This window comes from Sporofaciens sp. JLR.KK001 (assembly GCF_036941055.1).
GTDB lineage: Bacteria > Bacillota > Clostridia > Lachnospirales > Lachnospiraceae > Sporofaciens.
Genome location: NZ_JAYMNO010000002.1, coordinates 174,993 through 197,045 on the forward strand (window position 1 = coordinate 174,993; position 22,053 = coordinate 197,045).

Genomic DNA, 22,053 nt, shown 5'->3' on the forward strand with positions numbered 1-22,053 from the left:
TCACGCAATAGGCCTTTTCAACTTAAAAGCGTTTTAATTCCATATCCGCATTCACTCTTTGGGCCATCCCGCTGCATAAGCCGGCCAACTGTTCAATATCCCGTACACAGCATACCTCCGCCGGCGTATGTGTATATCTTGCCGGGAATCCCATATCCAGAGTCGCCACGCCCTTACCCTCTAACTGCACATAAGAGGAATCCATCAGCATACCATAGGCAACCGTTCTTTGCAGCGATATCCCCATATCCCTGGAGACCTCCTTCGCGAGCCGAAACAGCCCTTCACAGGGCAGCACCCCGTTCAGCGTTCCCCTTCCGTGGAACGTAAGCAGTTCCGCACAGGGCCCCTTCCCCAGTTCCACATCAAAGACACCCTTCAGATTCGGCGTATCACCTGCCAGTGCAACATCAAGGGATATACAGATATCAGGAGCAATATGCCTTGCCGCCAGGATCGCGCCTCTTAAATTGAATTCTTCCCATACGGTTCCGACCAGATAGACACTGGAGACAGGCCTGTTTTGATGCAGCAATTCCGCCATCTTCACTAAGGCAGCGCACGCTCCCCGGTTATCCACTGACGTACCTGTTACTTTGTCATCCATCAGTTCTGTCGCTTCCGGCTTATAAACCACCGGGCAGCCGATATGTATTCCCTTTTCTTCTAATTCCTTCTTCGATCCTGCTCCCAGATCAAGATAGACCTGATTAACATTCTCTACCACATACTTCTCTTCCGGCGGCGTCACATGATGCGCCTTGGGGCCGATCAAAGCAGGATACCACTGCCCGTCCTCGCTTCTTACAAGGAATTTTGCCCCGGCAAGAACCTTCTCTTCCGTTCCGCCCAAGCGGCTGACCCCGGCAAATCCATCCTCATCAATATGCCTGATAACAAGTCCGACTGAATCCATATGGCCAATGAACATGATCTTCGGGGCCTTCGGATCTGTTCCGTCTATTTTCCCGATACAATTTCCCACATTATCAATGAACACCTCATCACAGAACCTCTCAAAATATCCTTTCATCTTATAGGACATCTCTTTTTCATAGCCTGCCGGCGCCGGTGTACGCATGAACTCCATCAAAACTTCTTTTACATCTATCATGGCATTCTCCTTATCTTGATCTCTCGACCCGTTCCATAAACCGCAGGACTCTCTCCTGATCGACCTGGTTTTCGAATCTGCCGTCCTTCTTAAATGTCGTCCCCACAACCGCTCCGTCGGCAATTTTAAGGATATCTTCGATCGTCTCTTCTCTGCATCCGGTATTGGCGAATACTGCCGTGTCCGCAAGAGCATCCTTAACCTTCTTCAGTACATTCACATCTGTAGCCGCTCCCGCATTCGTCCCTGATACGCAGATAACATCCGGTTTATTGTTAAATACAGTTGTCTTCGCGATCTCTTCGATAGGCCTTTCCACTAAGTACCTTGCAGACTCCGGGACAATATTGAACAGCATCTTTACATCATCCAGCTCCAATGCCTTTTTATGCCGGTAAATGTCACCGGTATCTGTATCCCACAGCCCAAAATCGCTCGCATATACTCCGCTCATGATCTCCCTGATAAACTTGGCGTTAACCGCTGCAGCCAAATCAAGCGACGCATACGGATCCCACAGAACATTGACGCCGTACGGAATCCTGATCTCAGATTTTAATTCTCCGATAACTCTTGCCATTGCAGCCGTCGTCTCCGGTTTGACCTTCTTAAGGTACGGCAGGCTGAATTCGTTCGAAAACATTACCGCATCCACTCCGCCTTCCTGCAGCGCCAGGAAATCCTGCCGTGCCATCTCAACGATTTTTGCCATTCCGCCTTTCGCGTCGTACGCCGGATCTCCCGGCAATGCCTGCAGATGGCACATCGCAACAATGGGCTTCTCTGTTTTAAATACTTCTTTTATCCACTTCATACATAATCCCCTTTACTTGTTATATATTTCCCCGGGATCCTTCTGCCGGAAGAACTCCTGCAGGGATCCCGGACATTTCTCATTCAACAGCCCGCGGCATTAATGCGCCGACTCATACACCTTGGACGTACATTGGTAAGCCTCTGCGTCTGCCTTGGCGTCCGCTTTGTCCTCATCACTTAGCAATTCTGGAAGCAATTCATCAGAATAACAGTCTTCCACCTTAAGCTTCTCCTTGATAACACCCGCCTTGACCGCATTATCGATAACTGTGTTCCATGCCTCGTCCGACATATACCCGACGCCGACCTCGTCAACAAAATACTCTTCCAGACTTCCTTCTACACCCAAAGCCTGTCCGACGCGTCCGTTTGCGCAGCCCAGAGCGCCGTCCCATTCTACCTCGATCTCCGGAAACTGATTACATGTGATATCTGCTGCCGCCTCAGGATTCAGATACATGAAGTAGATAGACTTCTGAAGTGCATATAAGAACTTCTGAAGCGTCTCTCCCTTCTCATCAAAGAAATCTGTTCCCGCAACCCAGGATGCACCGAATACTTCCAGAATCTCACTTCCGTCAAGATAATTGAAATCATAGCCCATACCTTTTAGCTGTTCATACTCCGATATCCATGTAAACAGTACGTCCACCTGTCCCTCTGATACCATCTGGTAACGGGAATCCCCGTTCACCACGTACTCCACATCTTTTTCCGGATCCAGGCCTGCCGCGATCAGTGTCGGAGCCGCAATAGATTCCCAGGAAGCGTCGCCCAGAGCGATCGTCTTACCCTTAAGGTCTTCCCAAGTATCGATCCCCTTACCGTTTACTGCAGAAAACCCATAGATATTGATCGCGTCATATCCTGAAACAATCTTGACGGGTACTCCCGCTTCAATCTGCGCCATCGTTACATTCGGCGACGGGCACGCCAGGTCTGCCTGTCCGGTCGATACCATCTGGATATCAGAAGGATTGGAACCCGAAATCATCTCCAGCTTCAATCCCTGCTCCTCGAAATACCCCTGCGAATCCCCGATCCACATCGCCATATCATCCAGACATTCGATATCTCTTGGCATAACAACCTTCACCGTCTGAAGCTCCCCTGTATCCTCCGCGCCTCCTGCTTCTTCCTTCTTTTCTTCTGGTTTGCCTGCACCGTCCTTCTCTGATTGGGAAGACGAGGAACAACCTCCCAAAACCACGAGCATTGCCGCTGCCGTCAATAACGCCACCATACGTTTCTTCATAACCTTTCACTCCTTTTCTTTGTTTTTTTGATTGTTATGTATGTTCTTTCTATTCTTTCCATTTGACAAGCACAGCCTCCAGCGCATCCGAGAGCATGTAGAAGAACACGCCTATGATCGCAATAAAAAGAATAGAACCAAACATCTGATCTGTCCTGACGTAGGTCTTTGCCTCGATCACGAGAGCTCCGAGTCCTACCGTACTCCCGTTGACCTCAGCCGCGACACACGTCGTAGTTGCAAATATCGCCGATAACTTCATTCCGGTAAATACGTTATTGATCGCCGACGGAAACATGCACTGAAAAAAAGTCTGTCTCTTCGTCGCCCGCAGAGACGTCATAAGCTCGATTCGCATTACCGGGACATTCATGAAACCAGTCGAGGAATTCATCGTCACAATTGCGAAGGACTGCAGTATGATCGCTATGATAATGACATCCCTCCCGATTCCCATAAACACATACATCATCGGCACCAACGTGATGACCGGCAGCGTACACAGCAGATTAATATACGGCGTAAGCGTTGTTCCAAGCAGCGCATAGTTCGCCATAAGCGCACCCATGACTACTCCGATCAAACATGCAGCGACCCATCCCGTCAATATTGACGTGAACGTTCTCACGATATTCGGCCAATACAATTCGAAATCTTCCAACATAGACCGTATGATCAAAGACGGCCTTGATATCTGCCAGGTAGGGAAATCTCCCAGGATAACCCACAGCTCCCAGATAAGGAACAACATCACGATACCCAATATCGGCATCGCAACAGAAGAGATCTTAGATATCCGGTTCTTTCGTCTTCTCTCAATTATTCTTTTCTCTTTCGTCTCATCCAGCATCCGGCTCATTCCATTCTCCCCCCTTTACTTGACCTTCCTAAGATCCACGTGTCCGATACATTCTGTCAGTTCCGCACAGTAATCCTGAAACTTCCGCTCTGTGAGCAGATCAAGCGATCTTGGCCTCTCCAGATCCAAAGTAATCTCTCTGGTGATCCTCCCCGGATTCGTCCCCATCACATAGACCCTGTCTGACAAAAGAACTGCTTCTTCGACATTATGGGTAATGAAAATCACCGTCGTTCCTAACTTCTTCCAGATATCCAGTATCTCCATATCCAGCTTCTCCCGCGTCATGGCATCCAACGCGCCGAACGGCTCATCCATCAGCAATATCTCCGGTTTGTGGACCATTGCACGGATCACTCCTATTCTCTGCATGACTCCTCCCGAGATCTCTGCCGGATATGCATTCTGATATTCCGTAAGACCGGCCATCTCGAGCAGTTCATCTATATACCTCTGCGTTCCCTCATCCCGGATCTTATATATTCTGCATGCGATCCCGACATTCTCCCTTACCGTCAACCACGGGAACAGATTGGGCAACTGAAAGATAAATCCCATCTTCTGATTGATCTCCTTCGGAATTCTCTTATAAGAAGTGATCTCCTTTCCATCTATGTAGATACTGCCCGATGTCGGCTTGATAATATCATCTATCATGCGTATGATCGTAGACTTTCCGCATCCGCTCGGTCCGATCAGAGATACGAATTCTCCTTCTCTTATGTCTATATTGGCATCCTTCACCGCGTATATATCCTGATGCCTGGTATGAAAAACTTTATTCAAGTTTTCCGTCCTGATCTTTGAAGCCTTCATGCTCTCACCCTTCCACTATTTAATCCATATCACAACTTTTTTCTCTATATATGCCACGATCATAAACAACACGATACCAATCAGCGCCACGACGATAATGGTCCCGTATGCCATATCCGTCATAAGCATGCCGGAATAGACAGAGATCCTGCTCCCCAGCCCTTCGTTGCTCGCCGCAAGATCAGCGCTCATCGCAGCTATCGTAGAGAATATACATCCAAGCTTCAAACCGACAAAAACCTGCGGCAGTGCATTCGGGAAAATCAGCTTCACAAATGTCTTAAACCGTCCTGCACCCATTGAGCGGAACAACTCCCGCTTCGCCGTCTCAACCTTTGTGAAGCCCCTCAAAGTATTCAGACATATAATGGGGACCGCCTGACAGATCACCACAATAATCCGCACCTTCATAACATATCCGTACCATAGCTGAAGGATCGGCACCAATGTCAGCATCGGAATCACCACCATCAGAATCAACACAGGCGTGATCGCCTTCGTCACCAGCTTCGACTGCGAACACAATGCAGCAAGCAGGATCCCGCTTGGAATGGAGATACAGTATCCGATCAATATGACCTGAATCGTATAGAGAAAATCCCCCGAAAGATCCCTCATGAACCTTTCCCCAAGCTTGCTTAGAATCACATGGGGAGCAGGCAGGATCCGGGCGTCAATACCGCTTACCGCAACATACAGCTCCCAACATACCAGAATTACAATAAGCAATATGACAGGAGAGACAATATTCAGCCATTTTTTATTTCCTTTCATCTTCTGCGCCACCTCCTAATCATTCCTGTATCTCATGAACAATATCATCTAATTTTTTTCTCAGTTCATTATATCTGTCGTTGTACGCGATCTTTTCATCCCGGGCCTTAAGCGGCACGTCATTTACGATCTTGCTGATGAATTCACCCTTTTTATTCATGACCAGGATCCTGCTTGACACCAACAGCGCCTCCTCTACACTGTTCGTGACCATGATCATAGTCTTCTGAGTCTTCTTCCAGATATCCAGCATCTCATAAGAAAGCATATTTCTTGTGATCGCATCCAACGCTCCGAACGGCTGGTCCATAATAAGCACCTTCGGATCATGCACCAACGCCCTTGCGATCCCTGTCCTCTGCTTCATACCCCCGGACAGCTCATGCGGATAAATATTGGCATAATCCTGAAGTCCTACGATTTCCAGCATCTCTTCAACTCTTTTCTCCCATTCACTGCCTTTAAGCCTGAAGATTTCCAGATTTAATCTCAGATTCTTCTGTACCGTCCTCCATTCCAGCAGATTATGCTGTTGAAAAACAAATCCGAAATCCTTCAGATGGCTTTTGGGAATTCCGTCTTCAAAAACTTCTTCATCCATGACAATGCTGCCAAGCGTCGGTTTCTCAATTCCTCCTATAATTTTCAATAAAGTTGATTTGCCGCATCCCGAAGGCCCCAGAATACAGACATATTCCCCTTCCAGAATAGTCAGATTGATATCATCCAGGCACACTAGCTCGTCAAGCCCCTTATCAAAGACCTTACAGATTCCCTGCAAACGCATCAATTCTTTCATTTTTCATCACCCTCTCCTCTTTTATTTGTATTTTGATTCATAATATTTCTATAACGAATTATTTTGTACAAAATAATTTCTTATCCGCTCTATTTGTTTCTGTAATGACATTATAGTTTCATTTTATCTCACTGTCAACCTATTTTTTGCACTTTTTACATCATTTTTTATCTTTTCGTTGCACTTTTTGAATTATAGTGATACCATTTGAGTAGATTATTAAACAAAACAGATCAACGAAAGGAGTTCTTCATGTATAATTATCAGCATATCGAAGTAGATACCCACACCCATACCGTTCTCTCAGGCCACGCATGGTCTACGCTTAACGAAAATTGTATCGCCGCATCGTCCCGGGGTCTGAAAGGATTGTGCCTGACCGAACACGGCCCTGCAATGGATCACTCTTTGAACAGCTTTTCTTCCTGTTCCCTAGGCATGATCCCTGAGTTCGTACATGGTATCCGCGTATTCACGGGCATGGAATTTAATATCACGAATTTTAACGGAGATATCGATCATATCGAGCCCGTTTCTCACAAGCATATCCACTTCGGCATCGCCAGCATGCACGATGTCTGTATGCCGTTAGGCACTAAAAAACAGCACACAGAAGCATATATCGCCGCGCTCAACAATCCTCTGGTCGATATTCTCGGTCATCCGGGCTATGCTTATTTCCCGAACGATCCCGAACCGATCGTCTTAGAAGCCAAGCGGCTGGATAAATTAATTGAGATCAACAATAATTCCTTTCGGGCAAGGAAAGGAAGCGAAAAGAACTGCCTTAGATTCATCCGTTACTGCAAACAGTACGGGGTCAGAGTGTGCGTATCCAGCGACGCGCATTTTGATTCTATGGTGGGTGTTGTCCCCAGGGCTTTGAAGCTTCTGATGGATGCAGATTTTCCTGCAGAGCTCATCCTCAACCGCACATATGATGATTTTGCAGGCTATCTTTCTGACCGGGGCAGAATATGATTTATTTTGAACTATTTTGATATTTATATTGACATTTTTAGATTAAAAGATATAATATTAATCATAATTGAATCATTTTAATTCAGGAGGTGTCTCAATGAGCAAAAAAACAATTCTAATTACGGGCGGAAACGGAGAAAAAGGAATCGGATTAGGCGTGGGAAGACGTTTTTCCAAAGAAGGATGGCGTGTGATCATCCTGGACGTGGCTGCCGAACCAACGCCGGGCTGCCAAAAGGTTACATCTGAAAGCGGAGGGAAATACTATCAGTGCGACGTAGCCAACAAGTCACAGGTTGACTCTGTAATGGCCGATATCTATGATGAGTTCAAGAAAATTGATGTGCTGCACAGCAATGCCGGCATTCTCCAGTGGCATCCCTTTGTAGAGTATACTGAAGAACAGATTCACCGGGAGATCGATATTAACTTAAAGGGAATGTTCTTCGTAGGACAGCCTGTTGCAAGAAAAATGATGGAAGAAAAAGACGGCTGTATCGTCTTCACCGGCTCTATGGGCGGCAAAGAAAGCGCCGCCAACCAATCTGTATATGCCGCATCCAAAGGCGGCGTTATCCAATTAGCGAAGACGCTCGCTAAAGAACTAGGACCGTACGGAATACGCGTAAATAGCATCTGTCCCGGTATCATTGAGACCAATATGGCCGATGATGCCCCTGAGCCGGAGATTCCGTGGATCAAACGCACGCCGTTAGGACGCTTCGGCACTCCTGATGATGTTGCCAATATCGTCTGGTTCCTTGCGAACAGCGACGCTTCTTATGTAACGGGACAGGCATTCAATATTACGGGCGGGATGATGACCTTCTAGTACAATTGTCCTTCCAAGAAGCAATACGCATAAAGAGTCCCACACCGAATTCTCAGTGTGGGACTCCTCTTATTCTAATCTTATATTATCTTAGTCTTCTCCATACAGAGTAACCAGTTTCTTAAGGTAAGCATATCTCTCCATAGCCTCAGCCTCATTCTTCGTGAAGAGTCTCTCGGCCTTCTCTGGATTCGCTCTCTTAAGTGCATTGTAACGAACCTCTCCGTCAAGGAATGCCTGATAATCTCCTGCCGGCTCCTTGCTGTCAAGCGAGAACTTCGCACCCTCTGCTGCCGGATTGAACCGGAAGTTATTCCAGTAACCGCACTCTACTGCCAATGCTTCCTCCGTCTGAGCCTTGCTCATACCCTTCTTGATACCATGGTTGATACATGGAGCATAAGCAATGATCAGTGATGGTCCCGGATATGCCTCTGCCTCTGCAATAGCCTTAACCGTCTGGTTGAAATCAGCACCCATAGCGATCTGCGCTACATATACATAACCGTAGCTCATAGCGATGCCCGCAAGGTCCTTCTTCTTGGTCTCTTTACCGCCTGCAGCAAACTGAGCTGTAGCGCCTGTCTTGGTAGCCTTAGAGGACTGTCCGCCTGTGTTGGAGTAAACCTCTGTATCGAATACCATTACGTTAATGTCTTCGCCGCTTGCCAGTACATGGTCAACGCCGCCGAATCCAATATCATATGCCCATCCGTCGCCGCCGAATACCCACTGAGACTTCTTAGCGAGGAAGTCTTTATTCTTAACAATGTCCTTGCATGTATCGCAGTCGCATCCTTCTAATGCCGCAACCAGCTTGTCTGTAGCATCGCCGTTGGTAACACCACAGTTGAAAGTATCAAGGTATTCCTTGCATGCTGCCTTCACATCTTCGGAAGCCGCATCTGCTGCTGCAACTGCCTCAACCTGAGCTTTTAATCTGTTTCTGATCGCCTTCTGAGCTAAGAGCATACCATAACCAAACTCTGCGTTATCCTCGAACAAGGAGTTTGACCAAGCCGGTCCCTTTCCTTCCGGAGTTACAGTGTAAGGCGTGGACGGTGAAGAGTTACCCCAGATAGAGGAACATCCCGTTGCATTGGCAATATACATTCTGTCGCCGAATAACTGTGTGATCAGCTTCGCATAAGGAGTCTCGCCGCATCCTGCACAAGCGCCTGAGAACTCAAGCAGCGGCTGCTTGAACTGGCTTCCCTTTACAGTCTCTGGTTTGAACTTCGCAACGACTTCTGGTTTTACCGGAATCTCTCTTCCGAAATCGAATAATTCCTGAGACGCAACGTTCTCTTCCATATTCTTCATCACGAGAGCCTTCTCGCCCTTCTTGCCCGGACATACATTCGCACAGGAACCGCATCCCGTACAGTCGTATGCTGATACAGACATCGCGAACTTCATGCCCGGCATACCGATCATATCAATAGCCTTCGTTCCTTCCGGAGCCTTGGCAAGCTCATCCTCTGTAAGAGCGATCGGACGGATAACAGCGTGCGGACATACATACGCACAGCGGTTACACTGGATACAATTCTCCTCTACCCATACCGGAATATCTACCGCGATACCGCGCTTCTCATATGCAGAAGATCCTGATGGCGTAGAACCGTCAACATAGTCGTTGAATGCAGATACCGGAAGTGAATTACCTTCCTGAGCATTCACCTTAGACTGAACGTTCTTAACGAAATCAACAACGTCTTCTCTTCCGCCCTTAACCTCTGGTGTAAATAATCCCTCATCCTCACAGGACTTCCAGGATTCTGGAACAGATACTTCTACGATCTGCTTTGCACCGGCGTCAATAGCGTCATAGTTCATCTGAACGATCTTGTCTCCCTTCCTTCCGTAGGTTGCCTTCGCAGCAGCCTTCATCAGGTCGATTGCTTCCTCCTCAGGAATGATCGCTGCCAGCTTGAAGAACGCTGACTGCAATACTGTATTGATACGTCCGCCAAGTCCGATCTCTTTACCGATCTTAATACCGTCGATGGTGTAGAACTTAATGTTGTGATCTGCGATATAAGCCTTCACCTGTCCCGGCAGATGCTTCTCTAATCCTTCCATATCCCATGGGCAGTTCAACAGGAATGTACCGCCGTCAACCAACTCCTGAACCATGTTATACTTGTCCACATAAGATGGATTGTGGCAAGCAACGAAGTTCGCCTGACGAATCAGATAGGTGGACTTGATCGCCTTCTTACCGAAACGTAAGTGGGACATAGTAACACCGCCGGACTTCTTGGAATCATAATCGAAGTAAGCCTGTGCGTACATATCTGTGTTGTCGCCGATGATCTTAATGGAGTTCTTGTTCGCTCCAACCGTACCGTCTGCTCCAAGTCCCCAGAACTTACAGTTGATCGTACCTTCCGGAGTCGTAACCAGAGCCGGTCCTGTTGCCAGAGACAGATTCGTTACATCATCCTCGATACCGATGGTGAATCTTGCCTTGTCAGCATTGTTAAATACTGCAACGATCTGTGCAGGAGTCGTATCCTTGGAACCTAATCCATAACGTCCGCAGTTGATCGGAACCGCATCGAACTTAGACCCCTTCAGTGCGGATACAACGTCCAGATACAATGGCTCGCCCTGTGCTCCAGGCTCTTTTGTCCTGTCGAGTACGTTGATATATTTTACTGTATCTGGGATCGCATCGATCAATGCCTGAGCGCAGAACGGCCTGTAGAGGCGAACCTTCACAACGCCGACCTTCTCGCCTGCTGCCAGCATATAATCAATCGTCTCTTCGATCGTATCACATACGGAACCCATTGCAACGATGACCTTCTCGGCATCTGCTGCTCCATAGTAGTTAAACAGCTTATAATCTGTACCGATCTTAGCGTTAACCTTGTCCATGTATTCCTGAACGATCGCCGGCATAGCATCGTAATATGGATTACATGCTTCTCTTGCCTGGAAGAAAATATCCGGATTCTGAGCAGAACCTCTCTGGCATGGATGATTCGGATTCAATGCGTGATTCCTGAATGCATCAATTGCATCCATATCTACTAATTCTTTCAGATCTTCATAATCCCAAGTCTCAATCTTCTGAATCTCATGTGAAGTACGGAAACCGTCAAAGAAATTAATGAACGGAAGCTTGCCCTTAAGCGCCGCACAGTGTGCAACCGGCGTTAAGTCCATAACCTCCTGTACGCTTGACTCACAGAGCATGGCTGCACCGGTCTGTCTGCAGGCGTATACATCTGAATGATCTCCAAAGATTGACAGTGCATGACTGGCAAGGGCACGTGCAGATACGTGGAACACACCTGGGAGCTGCTCGCCTGCCACTTTATATAAGTTAGGAATCATAAGCAGTAAGCCCTGAGATGCGGTAAATGTCGTCGTCAAAGCTCCTGCCGCAAGAGAACCGTGTACTGCTCCTGCTGCTCCTGCCTCTGACTGCATCTCTGTTACCTGAACTGTCTGTCCAAATATGTTCTTTCTGCCTTCAGTTGCCCATTCATCTACATGCTCCGGCATAACAGATGATGGAGTGATCGGGTAAATAGCTGCGACTTCTGTATATGCATATGATGCATGAGCTGCCGCCTGATTACCATCCATGGTCTTCATTTTTCTTGCCATTGTCGTTGTTCCTCCTTATAATTGTACAAATTATGGATAATTTGACGTATGCATTTATTATAGTTCACACTCTTTTAAAAGTCTAGTCATTCTTAGCTTTATTTTTGTTCCTTTTTCGGTACAAGTAGAGCGATTGCGCGCGCCGCAGGGGGTTATCCCAGATACACCACATCTTCGTCTGGTTTTTTTGCCGGTTCCATATCGATCAGATAAAGAACGGGCTGTTCATTTCCAAAAGCAACTGCCTGTTCAAATTCGAATCTGGCACGGATCTTGAACCATTCGCCCCTCTTAAAATCTATTTTATCTTCCGACTTGCACGGGTATCCATAATAATTGATATCTTCCGCACAGCATGTCATGATCTTGCGCACAGGGACAAACATATTCTCTTTCATCCCTTTCGGCCGGAACGCCTGAGCCACGAATTCGATCTCCTTGTGAAGATACAGTTCTGGATGGTCGCAGGCATCCACATACCAGATTCCGAAGTCAATAGAATCTATGGCAATCTTATCCCCCTTCACATCGTACGGCAGGTCTTCCTCGGACGGCTGGATGATCCTGCCGTCTAATCCTTCAAATATTAACTGCGCCATCGGATTCTGTACCTTCAGCGCATGCCGGAAGCCCGAGCGGTCCGTACCTTCCGGGCAGCGGTTTACCACGATCAGCTCAGATTCCGTCAACTGTTCCATCAATATATTTCTCATATTCTTAAGATACATGTCAAGAGTCGTCCCATTGACGGTGGAATAGACTCCCTGCAGCTCCCAGTTGCGGGGATATTTGACAGACAAGAGTTCCTCTAACTTCCACATTCCGTTATACTCGATCACAACCTGCGCCGGATGATAATTCATATCACAATTCTTAAAAAATGCCGGATTCAACTGGTCAAATTCATTAATTCTCAGCAGCGCTATCTCTTTTTCTTCCAGGTATTCCTTCGGATACTCTTCCTCCCCTTCTTCGCACAAGAGCAGCAATGTTAATCCCGGCGCGATCCAATCCTGCTCCATCAGCGTTCCTTTGACAAGCGTTGTCTTGCCGCTGTCCAAAAAACCTGTACATATGAATACAGGCGTTCTCATGCAATCACCTCCATTTCTATTATCCCATTCGGATTATTATAGCTTAAATATGAAACAGCTTCCGAAGCTCCTCTTCCTTCAGATTCGTTCCGATCACGCATACACGCCCGGTATAATCCGCTTGTCCTGCGCGGACCTCATACTCTTCCGGCACCAGGTCAAATTGCTTCCAGGTTCCGTCCTCCATCGGGATGATCCCCTTTGAACGCAGGATCGTCCCGTATCCGTCCGTCTCCGATAATGCTTTCAACAGGAAATCAAGCTCCTCGTCCGTATATTTATGCGCTGTTTCCCTGCCCCAGCTTGTGAAAACCTCGTCCGCATGATGATGGTCATGGTGACCATGACCGCAGCAGCCCTCTCCATGATCATGGCCATGCTCCTCATGACCGCAGCAGCCTTCCCCATGGCCATGTTGGTGACCATGCTCTCCATGGCCGCAACAGCCTTCCCCATGGCCATGATGACAGTGCTCATGTTCATCCCGGTTCTCCAACAGTTCTTCTATCTCTGCCTTACGCTGCAGCGCACGGCAGACCGCATCCTTACCAAGTTCTTCCCAGGGTGTTGATATGATCGCGGCATCCGCATTTTCTTCCCTAAGCATATGAACACATTCTTCAATCTTCTCATCCGTCATCATCTGCGTCCTGCTGACGACGATCGTAGACGCATGCTTCACCTGATCTTCAAAGAATTCACCGAAATTCTTAAGATATAATTTCGCTTTCTTACCGTCAACTACCGTGATCCTTCCGTTAATCTCAATCTCGGCCTTCTTCTTCACAGCCTTGATCGCTTTTACGATGTCGGATAATTTGCCGACTCCTGACGGCTCAATGAGCACACGGTCCGGTTCATATTCCTTAAGCACCTTCTGAAGCGCTTCGCTGAAATCACCTACCAGCGTACAGCAAATACAGCCCGAATTCATCTCCGTGATCTCAATCCCTGCATCCTTCAAGAAACCGCCGTCAATCCCGATCTCTCCAAATTCATTCTCGATCAGAACCAGTTTCTCTCCCGCATATACCTGGTCGATCAGCTTCTTAATAAAGGTGGTCTTGCCCGCCCCCAGGAAGCCTGATATAATATCTACTTTTGTCATCTGCCATTCCTCTCTTCTAATATCAAATCTTCTTTGCCTGTCCTCAACCGGCAGTTTACATTCCTTATCCGTTAATGCAAAGAGAACCAACATTATATCCTAATGTTGGTTCTCCTGCTGTCTATAGACAGTTAACAGATAGTCAATTATAACTGCGGACCAGCCGGAACCAAAGCCTTGCCGGCTTCATTTCCTTCATACTTCGCAAAGTTCTTAACGAATCTCTGTGCAAGATCCTTAGCCTTCGTCTCCCACTCAGATGCATCTGCATAAGTATTGCGAGGATCCAGGATGTTGGTGTCGACGCCCGGAAGCTCTGTCGGAACATCAAAGTTGAAGTATGGAATCTTCTTCGTTGATGCCTTCAGGATATCTCCGCTTAAGATCGCATCGATGATACCACGGGTATCACGGATAGAGATACGCTTGCCTGTGCCGTTCCATCCTGTATTAACCAGGTATGCCTTAGCGCCGCTCTTCTGCATTCTCTTAACAAGCTCTTCTGCATACTTCGTAGGATGTAATTCAAGGAACGCCTGTCCGAAGCATGCGGAGAAGGTTGGTGTAGGCTCAGTGATTCCGCGCTCTGTACCTGCAAGCTTAGCTGTGAATCCTGACAGGAAGTAATACTGTGTCTGCTCCGGTGTAAGAATAGATACTGGAGGCAGTACACCAAAAGCGTCTGCGGACAGGAAGATAACTTCCTTCGCCGCTGGAGCAGCGGATTTAGGACGTACGATCTTCTCGATGTGATCGATCGGATAAGACACTCGTGTATTCTCTGTCACACTCTTGTCGTTGAAATCAATCTTGCCCTCTGCATCCAGAGTAACATTCTCAAGAAGAGCATCTCTCTTGATCGCATTGTAGATATCCGGCTCTGATTCCTTGTCAAGGTTGATAACCTTCGCATAACATCCGCCCTCGAAGTTAAAGATACCGTCGTCATCCCAGCCGTGCTCGTCATCACCGATGAGAAGTCTCTTCGGATCAGTAGAAAGCGTAGTTTTACCTGTTCCGGAAAGTCCGAAGAAGATCGCGGTATTCTCTCCGTTCATATCTGTATTGGCAGAACAATGCATGGAAGCAATCCCCTTAAGCGGCAGATAGTAGTTCATCATAGAGAACATACCCTTCTTCATCTCTCCGCCGTACCATGTATTGATAATAACCTGTTCGCGGCTTGAAATGTTAAATACAACTGCTGTCTCAGAATTCAGACCAAGCTCCTTGTAGTTCTCAACCTTAGCCTTGGATGCATTATAAACAACGAAATCCGGCTCAAACTTCTCAAGCTCTTCTTCAGTCGGCATAATGAACATATTCCTGATAAAATGAGCCTGCCATGCCACTTCCATGATAAAACGGATTGACATACGTGTGTCTTCATTCGCACCGCAGAAGGCATCTACCACAAACAGCTTCTTGTTTGAGAGCTCACTCAAAGCAATATCCTTAACTGTCTTCCAGGTCTCCTCTGAAGCCGGATGATTGTCATTCTTGTATTCATCGGAGGTCCACCATACGGTGTCCTTAGAATTCTCATCCATTACAATGAACTTGTCTTTCGGCGAACGCCCGGTGTAGATACCAGTCATGACATTCACTGCGCCAAGCTCGCTGACCTGTCCCTTTTCAAAACCTTCCAGTTCTGGCTTTGTCTCCTCTTCAAATAACATCTCATAAGAAGGGTTGTGTACGATTTCAGTGGTGCCGCTGATGCCATACTTACTCAAATTAATCTCTGCCATCTTTCATAATCTCCTTTTTTTCATAGTATATGTTATTTAGTATACATATTTAAAAAATAAAATCAATAAAAATTCTCTAATTTTTTCTAAAAAGTCAAATTTTTAACAATCTTCACAACCAATTGCGTTATGAAATAACCTTTTTCAACATTTAGCTCAGTTCCTCTTAGGGGTATGTACTGCCATACAATAAGAGAAAGAAGAGAGACTTACCGCGTCCCTCTTCTCTCTCTAAATAAATATAACTTATAGTCACCAGACTGCAGATCTACCGCTGATCTATAATAATCCGCCTACAGCCAGGAATAACGGCGCAAATACCAGTGACACAATGGTCATCAGCTTGATCAGAATATTAATAGACGGTCCTGAAGTATCCTTGAACGGATCTCCTACCGTATCGCCCACAACCGCAGCCTTATGCGCTTCGCTGCCCTTGCCGCCGTGTGTTCCGTCTTCGATATATTTCTTCGCGTTATCCCATGCGCCGCCTGAGTTCGACATAAAGATCGCAAGCATAACGCCCGTCACCAGCGCGCCTGCAAGCAGACCGCCCAAGGATGCAGGCCCCAGCAATAATCCTACAGCCAGCGGAGATAATACCGCCATGATTCCGGGCACTAGCATCTCCTTAAGTGCTGCAGTCGTAGAAATGGCCACACAGGACTTATAATCCGGCTTCTCTGTTCCTTTCATGATACCCGGCTTCTCACGGAACTGCCGTCTCACTTCCTCGATCATCTTATACGCCGCCTTTGACACCGACTCCATCGTCATAGCAGAGAATAAGAACGGCAGCATACCGCCGATGAATAATCCGATGATCACCCGGCTGTCAAGCAGGTCTATATTCTTAAGCTGCACCGCCTCCGCATAGGAAACGAACAGTGCAAGCGCCGTCAGCGCCGCGGAACCGATGGCAAAGCCTTTGCCCATTGCTGCCGTCGTATTGCCGACCGCGTCCAGCTTGTCCGTAATCTTGCGGACGCCGGAATCCAGACCTGACATCTCTGCGATACCGCCCGCATTATCTGCGATCGGCCCATAGGCGTCTACCGCGACCGTGATCGCCGTCGTAGAGAGCATACCTACCGCCGCCAGTGCGATTCCGTAGAGTCCGCAGAATCGATATGCCAGAAAGATTCCCACACAGATCAACAGAATCGGGATTCCCGTAGACTTCATACCTACCGCCAGACCGCTGATGATCGTAGTTGCCGGCCCTGTCTCTGACTGCTCCGCAATCTCTTTGACCGACTTATAATCACCGGATGTATAGACCTCAGTGATGATACCGATCAGAAGACCGACGATCAGTCCGGCTACGATCGCGATCGCCGCTTTCATATTGCCGAAAAGATACTGGCTGAACACGAACGCCGCAATCAGCACCAGCGCGCTGGCCACATAAGATCCCATCTTAAGCGCCTTATGCGGATTCGAATTCTCATCGCCTTTAACAAAGAATGTTCCGAGAATAGACGCAACCAGACCGAGTCCTGCGATCAGAAGCGGATAGACCGCGCCTTCAATCTTATAATATACAATTCCAAGAGTGAGCGCTGAGATCAGGGCGCCCACATAAGACTCAAATAAGTCCGCGCCCATTCCGGCAACGTCGCCTACATTATCACCTACGTTATCCGCGATAACTGCGGGATTACGCGGATCATCCTCCGGGATTCCCGCTTCAACCTTCCCGACAAGGTCCGCTCCTACGTCTGCCGCTTTCGTATAGATTCCTCCGCCTACACGGGCAAACAGAGCGATCGAAGATGCTCCAAGGCTGAATCCTGAGAGAACGTCTACATTCCCCGTAATCAGGTAGATCGTGCTTACCCCCAGCACGCCAAGTCCGGCTACACACATCCCCATAACCGCGCCGCCTGAAAATGCAATAGAAAGAGCCTTATTCATGCCGCCTTCCTTCGCTGCATTCGCAGTCCTGACATTAGCCCTCGTCGCTACAGTCATTCCAAAATATCCTGCCAGTGTGGAGAATACCGCCCCCACCACGAAACAAACTGCGGTCACCCAATTGCCGATTCCAAAGCCGATCAGCAGAAATAATACCAGAACGAAGAATACCAGTATCTTATACTCTGCTGTAAGGAATGCCTGGGCGCCCTCACTGATTGATGATGCGATCTCCCGCATCCTCTCGGTTCCTGCACTCTGCTTATTCACTTTTGCAGCCAGGACACCTGCAAAAACAAGTGCGATAATCCCCAACACAGGAACCACGTTCAAAAACATTTCCATAAATAACCCTCCTACTTTCCTCCTATAAAACTTATTACCCTTATATTATCACAAAAAAATAGTTTGTATATAATTTTTTTCAGATTTTTTGCTACTTTTTAACAGTTTGCGAATAATATTTCGAATATTCGTACATACAATTCATATTTATTTTTTATCAGAGTAATAATTTTTTATCAAAATTAATATATCACATTAAGAAAGAGAAGTCAAACCTATCTTGACTTCTCTTCTGCAAGCAGCGCCGCTCCCAGCGCTCCCGCATATCTACCCCGTTCGGTCGGTTCAACCTCCCGCCCGATCTTCTCTGATAAGATCCTGGTAAAATACCGGCTGCTGCTTAAACCTCCTGTCAGTATGATCCTTCCCGCAAGGCTCTTCTTTTGACTTAACTGCGCCACCTTCGCCGCGACCGAATCCACAACCCCGGCCGCGATATCCTCTCGTTTCCTTCCCTCTCCGATATAGTTGATCACCTCGGACTCCGCAAATACCGTACACAGCGAGCTAATCGGAAGGACCGTTCCCGTATCCGCCATATCAAACAATTCCTGCAGGGTAACCCCCAGCCGGTTTGCCATGATCTCCAGGAATTTCCCGGTACCGGCGGAGCATTTGTCATTCATCAGGAAATCCTGCACCATCCCGTTCTCTACCAGGATCACCTTCGTATCCTGTCCGCCTACATCAATGATGGAGCAATGATCTCCCGCCATCTCTCTTCCGCCCCTGGCATGACAGGTGATCTCCGTGATCACATAGTCTGCGAAATCTACCGCCACCCGGCCGTATCCTGTCGCTACCACCTTGGTGTCTTCTGACAGTACATCTATGTCATTTTCTTTTAATTTTTCTTTAATTGTGTGAGTAGTTTCTTTGCTGCTCCATCCCGTCGGAAGAACGAACTCCATCTCCTTCTTTCCTCTCGCCACCACCTTGGACGCCGTGGAGCCGATATCAATCCCTACATAATCCATATCCCTTTACCTCAGCCAAAAAACTCGCGGCAAGCGCCGAATATTAACAATATCTGTCCCTCTTAGGGTTCACATCCCGCTCGATTGCCGCGATCTTAAGAATCTCAATTCCATGCTCCTCTATACAGGCCTCTACCGCTTCCTTATCTTCCTCCCGGATCAGAAGCGAGACCCCGCAGCATTTACTCGCGGCTCTGGGGGTAGGGGCGATCGTCGCCCGAACCCCCAGATTCTTCAATTCTCTATGTAACCGCATTGCATTATCATGATTGGGAAATAAAACATAATGCTGAATCTCCTGCATATATATTCACCCGACTAATTATTCAGCATCTCGATAAATGCACTGACTCTCGTACGAAGCTGCTGCGCATCACTGTCCGTATAATCCGTCTCAATTCCAAGCACCGGAATTCCCGCTTCCTTCAGAGCACGCTCTACCAGATACCCTTCAGTGTCATACAGGTTACAGAACTTCAGGTTCACATCAATGATACCGTCAGCCTTATACTCCTTCGCAAGACGCAGGATATCGTCAATTCTTCCCGCATTCGGCGTGAAGCATGCGCAATTGATATTCATGTATCTCTCAGCCAATGCTGTGATCTGATCTGCCACTTCCGTCTTCGACTCGTCTACCAGATGTTCGAAATAGCGTGTACCCGTACACATCTCTTCACAGACAACAGCGCCTCCGCTGGTCTCCACGATATTATGAAGCTTCCAGTTCGGGATCGCAAGCGGCGTTCCGGTAAGCAGGATCCTCTTCGTTCCCGCCGGCACCACACTGACTCCGTCCTTCACACGCTGTTCCAGTTCCTCGCACAACGCATTGGTCATCTGGGTAAATCTTCCCGGATCATCGTAGAACGCGATCTGGGAGATCAGCAGAGCGTCACAGCCGCTGATCGGAAGATTCTCATTCTTACGCAGTTCATACAATCTCTCAAGCGCCCTTCTCTTACCGTTGATCAGCTTAATACTCTCCGCCAGCTTCTCTGCCGTGATCTCATTGCCGGTGAATTCCTCTACCACCTTCTTAAATGCCTCTATCTCTTCCGCCCATGCCTTAATATCCTTCGCACGCTTCATCTGAGGAAGATCCATAACGTGAACCGGCACATCCTCTCCTAAGATCTCCCATGCCTTCTTCTTGCCGTCGCAGGTCGTCTCTCCCACATACATATCCGCGATCCTGAAGAACGGGCAGGTACGGTCTAATCTTGCACCTACGGAAGCCTTGATCAGCGGACAGGTATTGGTCGGAAGCACCTTCTCTCCGCCCGGTACCCAGAACTGGGAGCCTCCACACAGTCCTGTCGCTATCGCATCCGCGGCAAATACGATCTCATCCGGCACATAGACGCAGAAGGTTCCGAATACCTTGCCGCCCTTCTTCTGATGCTCGATCAGCTCTGCCGGACGGATGCCATGGATATCCGCCACTACCATATTGTAATAATCCATGCCCTCCGGGCGGTTCTCCTGTGACAGATATACGTCTCCAAACGCCTGCGGAAGCACCGCACACAACTGGTCATGCGTCTCCAGATCCATTCCCAGTTCTTCCCACATCTTGCGATAATCAGCCATAATAATATCCTCCTTGTATCTTTTGTTATCGCCAGGAACCGCTGCGGATATGCCGCTGCAGGTTCCTATATTTTATTAGAATAAACGTAACACTTTTTACATTTTGAGGCAATGGATTCATGGCTGAACGCTTATTGTTTTTTGTAATATTTCACCCATATATATTGATGTTATCTATATATTGTACATTTCTTTCAAGCCGCATCCGGCAAGCATTTCATCAATCAGCCGTCAGCTCACGGATCCCTTCTATACACCGGTCGATCTCTTCCTTCGTATTCTCCGTCCCAAATGCGAATCTCACCGTTCCCTGCGGATATGTATGCAGCGTTTGATGCGCCGCCGGCGCACAGTGAAGTCCGACCCGCGTCATAATTCCATACCGCTGCTCCAGTTCAAATGCGGTCACCGCATTGTCTTCCTTCTCGAAATCCAGCGAAACGACCGCCACCCGATCTTCTAATCCGACCTTCCCTGCAACACGGATCTTAGGAAACTCCCCGATGCGCTCCAGAAAATACCGTGTCAGCTCCATTTTCCCGGCATGTATCCTTTCAAGCCCCGTCTCTTCAATATAAGAAAGAGCCGCGTGAAGCCCGATGATCCCCGGAAGATTCAAAGTCCCGCTCTCATACTTGTCCGGCAGCCTTTCCGGCATCAGAAGTGAATCCGACTGGCTTCCGGTCCCTCCCGCGATATACGGCTCCATGCAGGAATCCAGCTCTTCCGAGATCAGGAACCCGCCGATCCCCTGCGGTCCAAGAAGCCCCTTATGTCCTGTAAATGCAAGGAAATCAATCCCGCAGCCTTGCATATCAACCGGAATCGTCCCTGCACTCTGCGCCGTATCCACAGCGAAAAAGAGATGACGCCTCCTGCATATTTCCCCGATCTCCCGTATCGGTACGACCGTTCCGCAGACATTGGATGCATGGAGCATGATCACCGCTCTGGTATTGCTTCTGACCGCATCCTCTAACGCTTCCGGGTGCACGGTTCCGTCCGTCTCCGTCCTGACCGTATCCCAGGTTATCCCCTGCGCTTCCATCTGCTTAAGCGGACGCATGACCGCGTTATGCTCCATCCCTGATACCAGAACATGATCCCCCCGCCTTAAAAACCCTTTGATAAAATAATTCAGAGAATAGGTGATTCCCGGAGTAAAGATCACGCACCTGGAATCCTTCGCATGAAACAGCCGCGCCAACTGGTCCCGCGTATCCAGGACAATACTCTCTACCTCATACGCGCCCTCGTAATTCCCCCTGTTAATATTAAAAGCGCCGTTTGTCAGCAGATCAGCCATTGCCTCTGCGACATTCGGCGCTTTCGGCCAGGATGTACTCCCATTGTCAAAATAGATCTTGCCATCATTCGCATGATCGAAACACATGATTC

18 protein-coding genes are annotated in these 22,053 nt (G+C 48.0%); 2 read left to right on the forward strand and 16 right to left on the reverse strand.

The window, feature by feature from the left end; all coding sequences use genetic code 11:
* Positions 1 to 22 precede the first annotated feature (22 nt).
* From VSQ62_RS26055 to VSQ62_RS26085, 7 genes are all read right to left on the reverse strand, one after another.
* On the reverse strand, positions 23 to 1,114 hold the full coding sequence (locus VSQ62_RS26055; RefSeq protein WP_334637965.1) for a zinc-binding metallopeptidase family protein: 1,092 nt from the start codon (positions 1,112 to 1,114) through the stop codon (positions 23 to 25).
* Positions 1,115 to 1,124: 10 nt separating this feature from the next.
* Positions 1,125 to 1,928: a BtpA/SgcQ family protein gene (locus VSQ62_RS26060; RefSeq protein WP_334637966.1), complete on the reverse strand. Its 804-nt coding sequence runs from the start codon at positions 1,926 to 1,928 to the stop codon at positions 1,125 to 1,127.
* A gap of 99 nt (positions 1,929 to 2,027) precedes the next feature.
* Positions 2,028 to 3,185, reverse strand: a complete 1,158-nt coding sequence (locus tag VSQ62_RS26065; RefSeq protein WP_334637967.1) for an ABC transporter substrate-binding protein — start codon at positions 3,183 to 3,185, stop codon at positions 2,028 to 2,030.
* A gap of 49 nt (positions 3,186 to 3,234) precedes the next feature.
* A complete protein-coding gene (locus VSQ62_RS26070; protein WP_334637968.1) occupies positions 3,235 to 4,044 on the reverse strand; it encodes an ABC transporter permease in 810 nt (269 codons plus the stop codon).
* A gap of 15 nt (positions 4,045 to 4,059) precedes the next feature.
* Positions 4,060 to 4,860 (reverse strand): ABC transporter ATP-binding protein, encoded by an 801-nt coding sequence (locus VSQ62_RS26075; RefSeq protein WP_334637969.1) that lies wholly within the window; start codon positions 4,858 to 4,860, stop codon positions 4,060 to 4,062.
* A gap of 15 nt (positions 4,861 to 4,875) precedes the next feature.
* The gene (locus VSQ62_RS26080) at positions 4,876 to 5,634 is read right to left on the reverse strand and encodes an ABC transporter permease (protein ID WP_334637970.1); all 759 of its coding nucleotides are present in this window, start codon (positions 5,632 to 5,634) and stop codon (positions 4,876 to 4,878) included.
* A 19-nt stretch (positions 5,635 to 5,653) separates the two neighbouring features.
* A complete protein-coding gene (locus VSQ62_RS26085; protein ID WP_334637971.1) occupies positions 5,654 to 6,433 on the reverse strand; it encodes an ABC transporter ATP-binding protein in 780 nt (259 codons plus the stop codon).
* A 252-nt stretch (positions 6,434 to 6,685) separates the two neighbouring features.
* Between VSQ62_RS26085 and VSQ62_RS26090 the strand changes: the two genes are divergently transcribed.
* On the forward strand, positions 6,686 to 7,414 hold the full coding sequence (locus VSQ62_RS26090; protein WP_334637972.1) for a phosphatase: 729 nt from the start codon (positions 6,686 to 6,688) through the stop codon (positions 7,412 to 7,414).
* A gap of 97 nt (positions 7,415 to 7,511) precedes the next feature.
* On the forward strand, positions 7,512 to 8,246 hold the full coding sequence (locus VSQ62_RS26095) for an SDR family NAD(P)-dependent oxidoreductase (protein WP_334637973.1): 735 nt from the start codon (positions 7,512 to 7,514) through the stop codon (positions 8,244 to 8,246).
* A 90-nt stretch (positions 8,247 to 8,336) separates the two neighbouring features.
* Here VSQ62_RS26095 and nifJ read toward each other — a convergent pair whose 3' ends face one another.
* The 9 genes from nifJ to VSQ62_RS26140 all read right to left on the reverse strand — a co-directional run bounded on the left by nifJ (position 8,337) and on the right by VSQ62_RS26140 (position 22,048).
* Positions 8,337 to 11,870, reverse strand: a complete 3,534-nt coding sequence (nifJ, locus tag VSQ62_RS26100; protein ID WP_334637974.1) for a pyruvate:ferredoxin (flavodoxin) oxidoreductase — start codon at positions 11,868 to 11,870, stop codon at positions 8,337 to 8,339.
* Between the two features lie 152 nt (positions 11,871 to 12,022).
* Entirely contained in the window at positions 12,023 to 12,964 is a 942-nt protein-coding gene (locus tag VSQ62_RS26105; RefSeq protein ID WP_334637975.1) for a TIGR03943 family putative permease subunit, read from the reverse strand.
* A 43-nt stretch (positions 12,965 to 13,007) separates the two neighbouring features.
* Positions 13,008 to 14,072, reverse strand: a complete 1,065-nt coding sequence (locus VSQ62_RS26110) for a CobW family GTP-binding protein (RefSeq protein WP_334637976.1) — start codon at positions 14,070 to 14,072, stop codon at positions 13,008 to 13,010.
* Positions 14,073 to 14,218: 146 nt separating this feature from the next.
* Complete coding sequence (gene pckA / locus VSQ62_RS26115; protein WP_334637977.1) at positions 14,219 to 15,823, reverse strand: phosphoenolpyruvate carboxykinase (ATP); 1,605 nt, start codon at positions 15,821 to 15,823, stop codon at positions 14,219 to 14,221.
* A 279-nt stretch (positions 15,824 to 16,102) separates the two neighbouring features.
* A complete protein-coding gene (locus VSQ62_RS26120) occupies positions 16,103 to 18,085 on the reverse strand; it encodes a sodium-translocating pyrophosphatase (RefSeq protein WP_334637978.1) in 1,983 nt (660 codons plus the stop codon).
* A gap of 215 nt (positions 18,086 to 18,300) precedes the next feature.
* On the reverse strand, positions 18,301 to 19,062 hold the full coding sequence (locus VSQ62_RS26125; RefSeq protein ID WP_334637979.1) for an acyl-CoA dehydratase activase: 762 nt from the start codon (positions 19,060 to 19,062) through the stop codon (positions 18,301 to 18,303).
* Between the two features lie 43 nt (positions 19,063 to 19,105).
* Positions 19,106 to 19,366 carry a putative Se/S carrier protein gene (locus tag VSQ62_RS26130; RefSeq protein WP_334637980.1) on the reverse strand — a complete coding sequence of 87 codons (261 nt, stop codon included), beginning with the start codon at positions 19,364 to 19,366 and terminating at the stop codon, positions 19,106 to 19,108.
* A 14-nt stretch (positions 19,367 to 19,380) separates the two neighbouring features.
* Positions 19,381 to 20,655 (reverse strand): double-cubane-cluster-containing anaerobic reductase, encoded by a 1,275-nt coding sequence (locus VSQ62_RS26135; protein ID WP_334637981.1) that lies wholly within the window; start codon positions 20,653 to 20,655, stop codon positions 19,381 to 19,383.
* A 220-nt stretch (positions 20,656 to 20,875) separates the two neighbouring features.
* Complete coding sequence (locus tag VSQ62_RS26140) at positions 20,876 to 22,048, reverse strand: aminotransferase class V-fold PLP-dependent enzyme (RefSeq protein WP_334637982.1); 1,173 nt, start codon at positions 22,046 to 22,048, stop codon at positions 20,876 to 20,878.
* Positions 22,049 to 22,053: the final 5 nt, after the last annotated feature.

Bases quoted from the DNA above. Each gene is read 5' to 3' on its own strand.
- VSQ62_RS26055 (WP_334637965.1), bottom strand. From the start codon at position 1,114: ATGATAGATGTAAAAGAAGTTTTGATGGAGTTCATGCGTACACCGGCG.
- VSQ62_RS26060 (WP_334637966.1), bottom strand. From the start codon at position 1,928: ATGAAGTGGATAAAAGAAGTATTTAAAACAGAGAAGCCCATTGTTGCG.
- VSQ62_RS26065 (WP_334637967.1), bottom strand. From the start codon at position 3,185: ATGAAGAAACGTATGGTGGCGTTATTGACGGCAGCGGCAATGCTCGTG.
- VSQ62_RS26070 (WP_334637968.1), bottom strand. From the start codon at position 4,044: ATGAGCCGGATGCTGGATGAGACGAAAGAGAAAAGAATAATTGAGAGA.
- VSQ62_RS26075 (WP_334637969.1), bottom strand. From the start codon at position 4,860: ATGAAGGCTTCAAAGATCAGGACGGAAAACTTGAATAAAGTTTTTCAT.
- VSQ62_RS26080 (WP_334637970.1), bottom strand. From the start codon at position 5,634: ATGAAAGGAAATAAAAAATGGCTGAATATTGTCTCTCCTGTCATATTG.
- VSQ62_RS26085 (WP_334637971.1), bottom strand. From the start codon at position 6,433: ATGAAAGAATTGATGCGTTTGCAGGGAATCTGTAAGGTCTTTGATAAG.
- VSQ62_RS26090 (WP_334637972.1), top strand. From the start codon at position 6,686: ATGTATAATTATCAGCATATCGAAGTAGATACCCACACCCATACCGTT.
- VSQ62_RS26095 (WP_334637973.1), top strand. From the start codon at position 7,512: ATGAGCAAAAAAACAATTCTAATTACGGGCGGAAACGGAGAAAAAGGA.
- nifJ (WP_334637974.1), bottom strand. From the start codon at position 11,870: ATGGCAAGAAAAATGAAGACCATGGATGGTAATCAGGCGGCAGCTCAT.
- VSQ62_RS26105 (WP_334637975.1), bottom strand. From the start codon at position 12,964: ATGAGAACGCCTGTATTCATATGTACAGGTTTTTTGGACAGCGGCAAG.
- VSQ62_RS26110 (WP_334637976.1), bottom strand. From the start codon at position 14,072: ATGACAAAAGTAGATATTATATCAGGCTTCCTGGGGGCGGGCAAGACC.
- pckA (WP_334637977.1), bottom strand. From the start codon at position 15,823: ATGGCAGAGATTAATTTGAGTAAGTATGGCATCAGCGGCACCACTGAA.
- VSQ62_RS26120 (WP_334637978.1), bottom strand. From the start codon at position 18,085: ATGGAAATGTTTTTGAACGTGGTTCCTGTGTTGGGGATTATCGCACTT.
- VSQ62_RS26125 (WP_334637979.1), bottom strand. From the start codon at position 19,062: ATGGATTATGTAGGGATTGATATCGGCTCCACGGCGTCCAAGGTGGTG.
- VSQ62_RS26130 (WP_334637980.1), bottom strand. From the start codon at position 19,366: ATGCAGGAGATTCAGCATTATGTTTTATTTCCCAATCATGATAATGCA.
- VSQ62_RS26135 (WP_334637981.1), bottom strand. From the start codon at position 20,655: ATGGCTGATTATCGCAAGATGTGGGAAGAACTGGGAATGGATCTGGAG.
- VSQ62_RS26140 (WP_334637982.1), bottom strand. From the start codon at position 22,048: ATGTGTTTCGATCATGCGAATGATGGCAAGATCTATTTTGACAATGGG.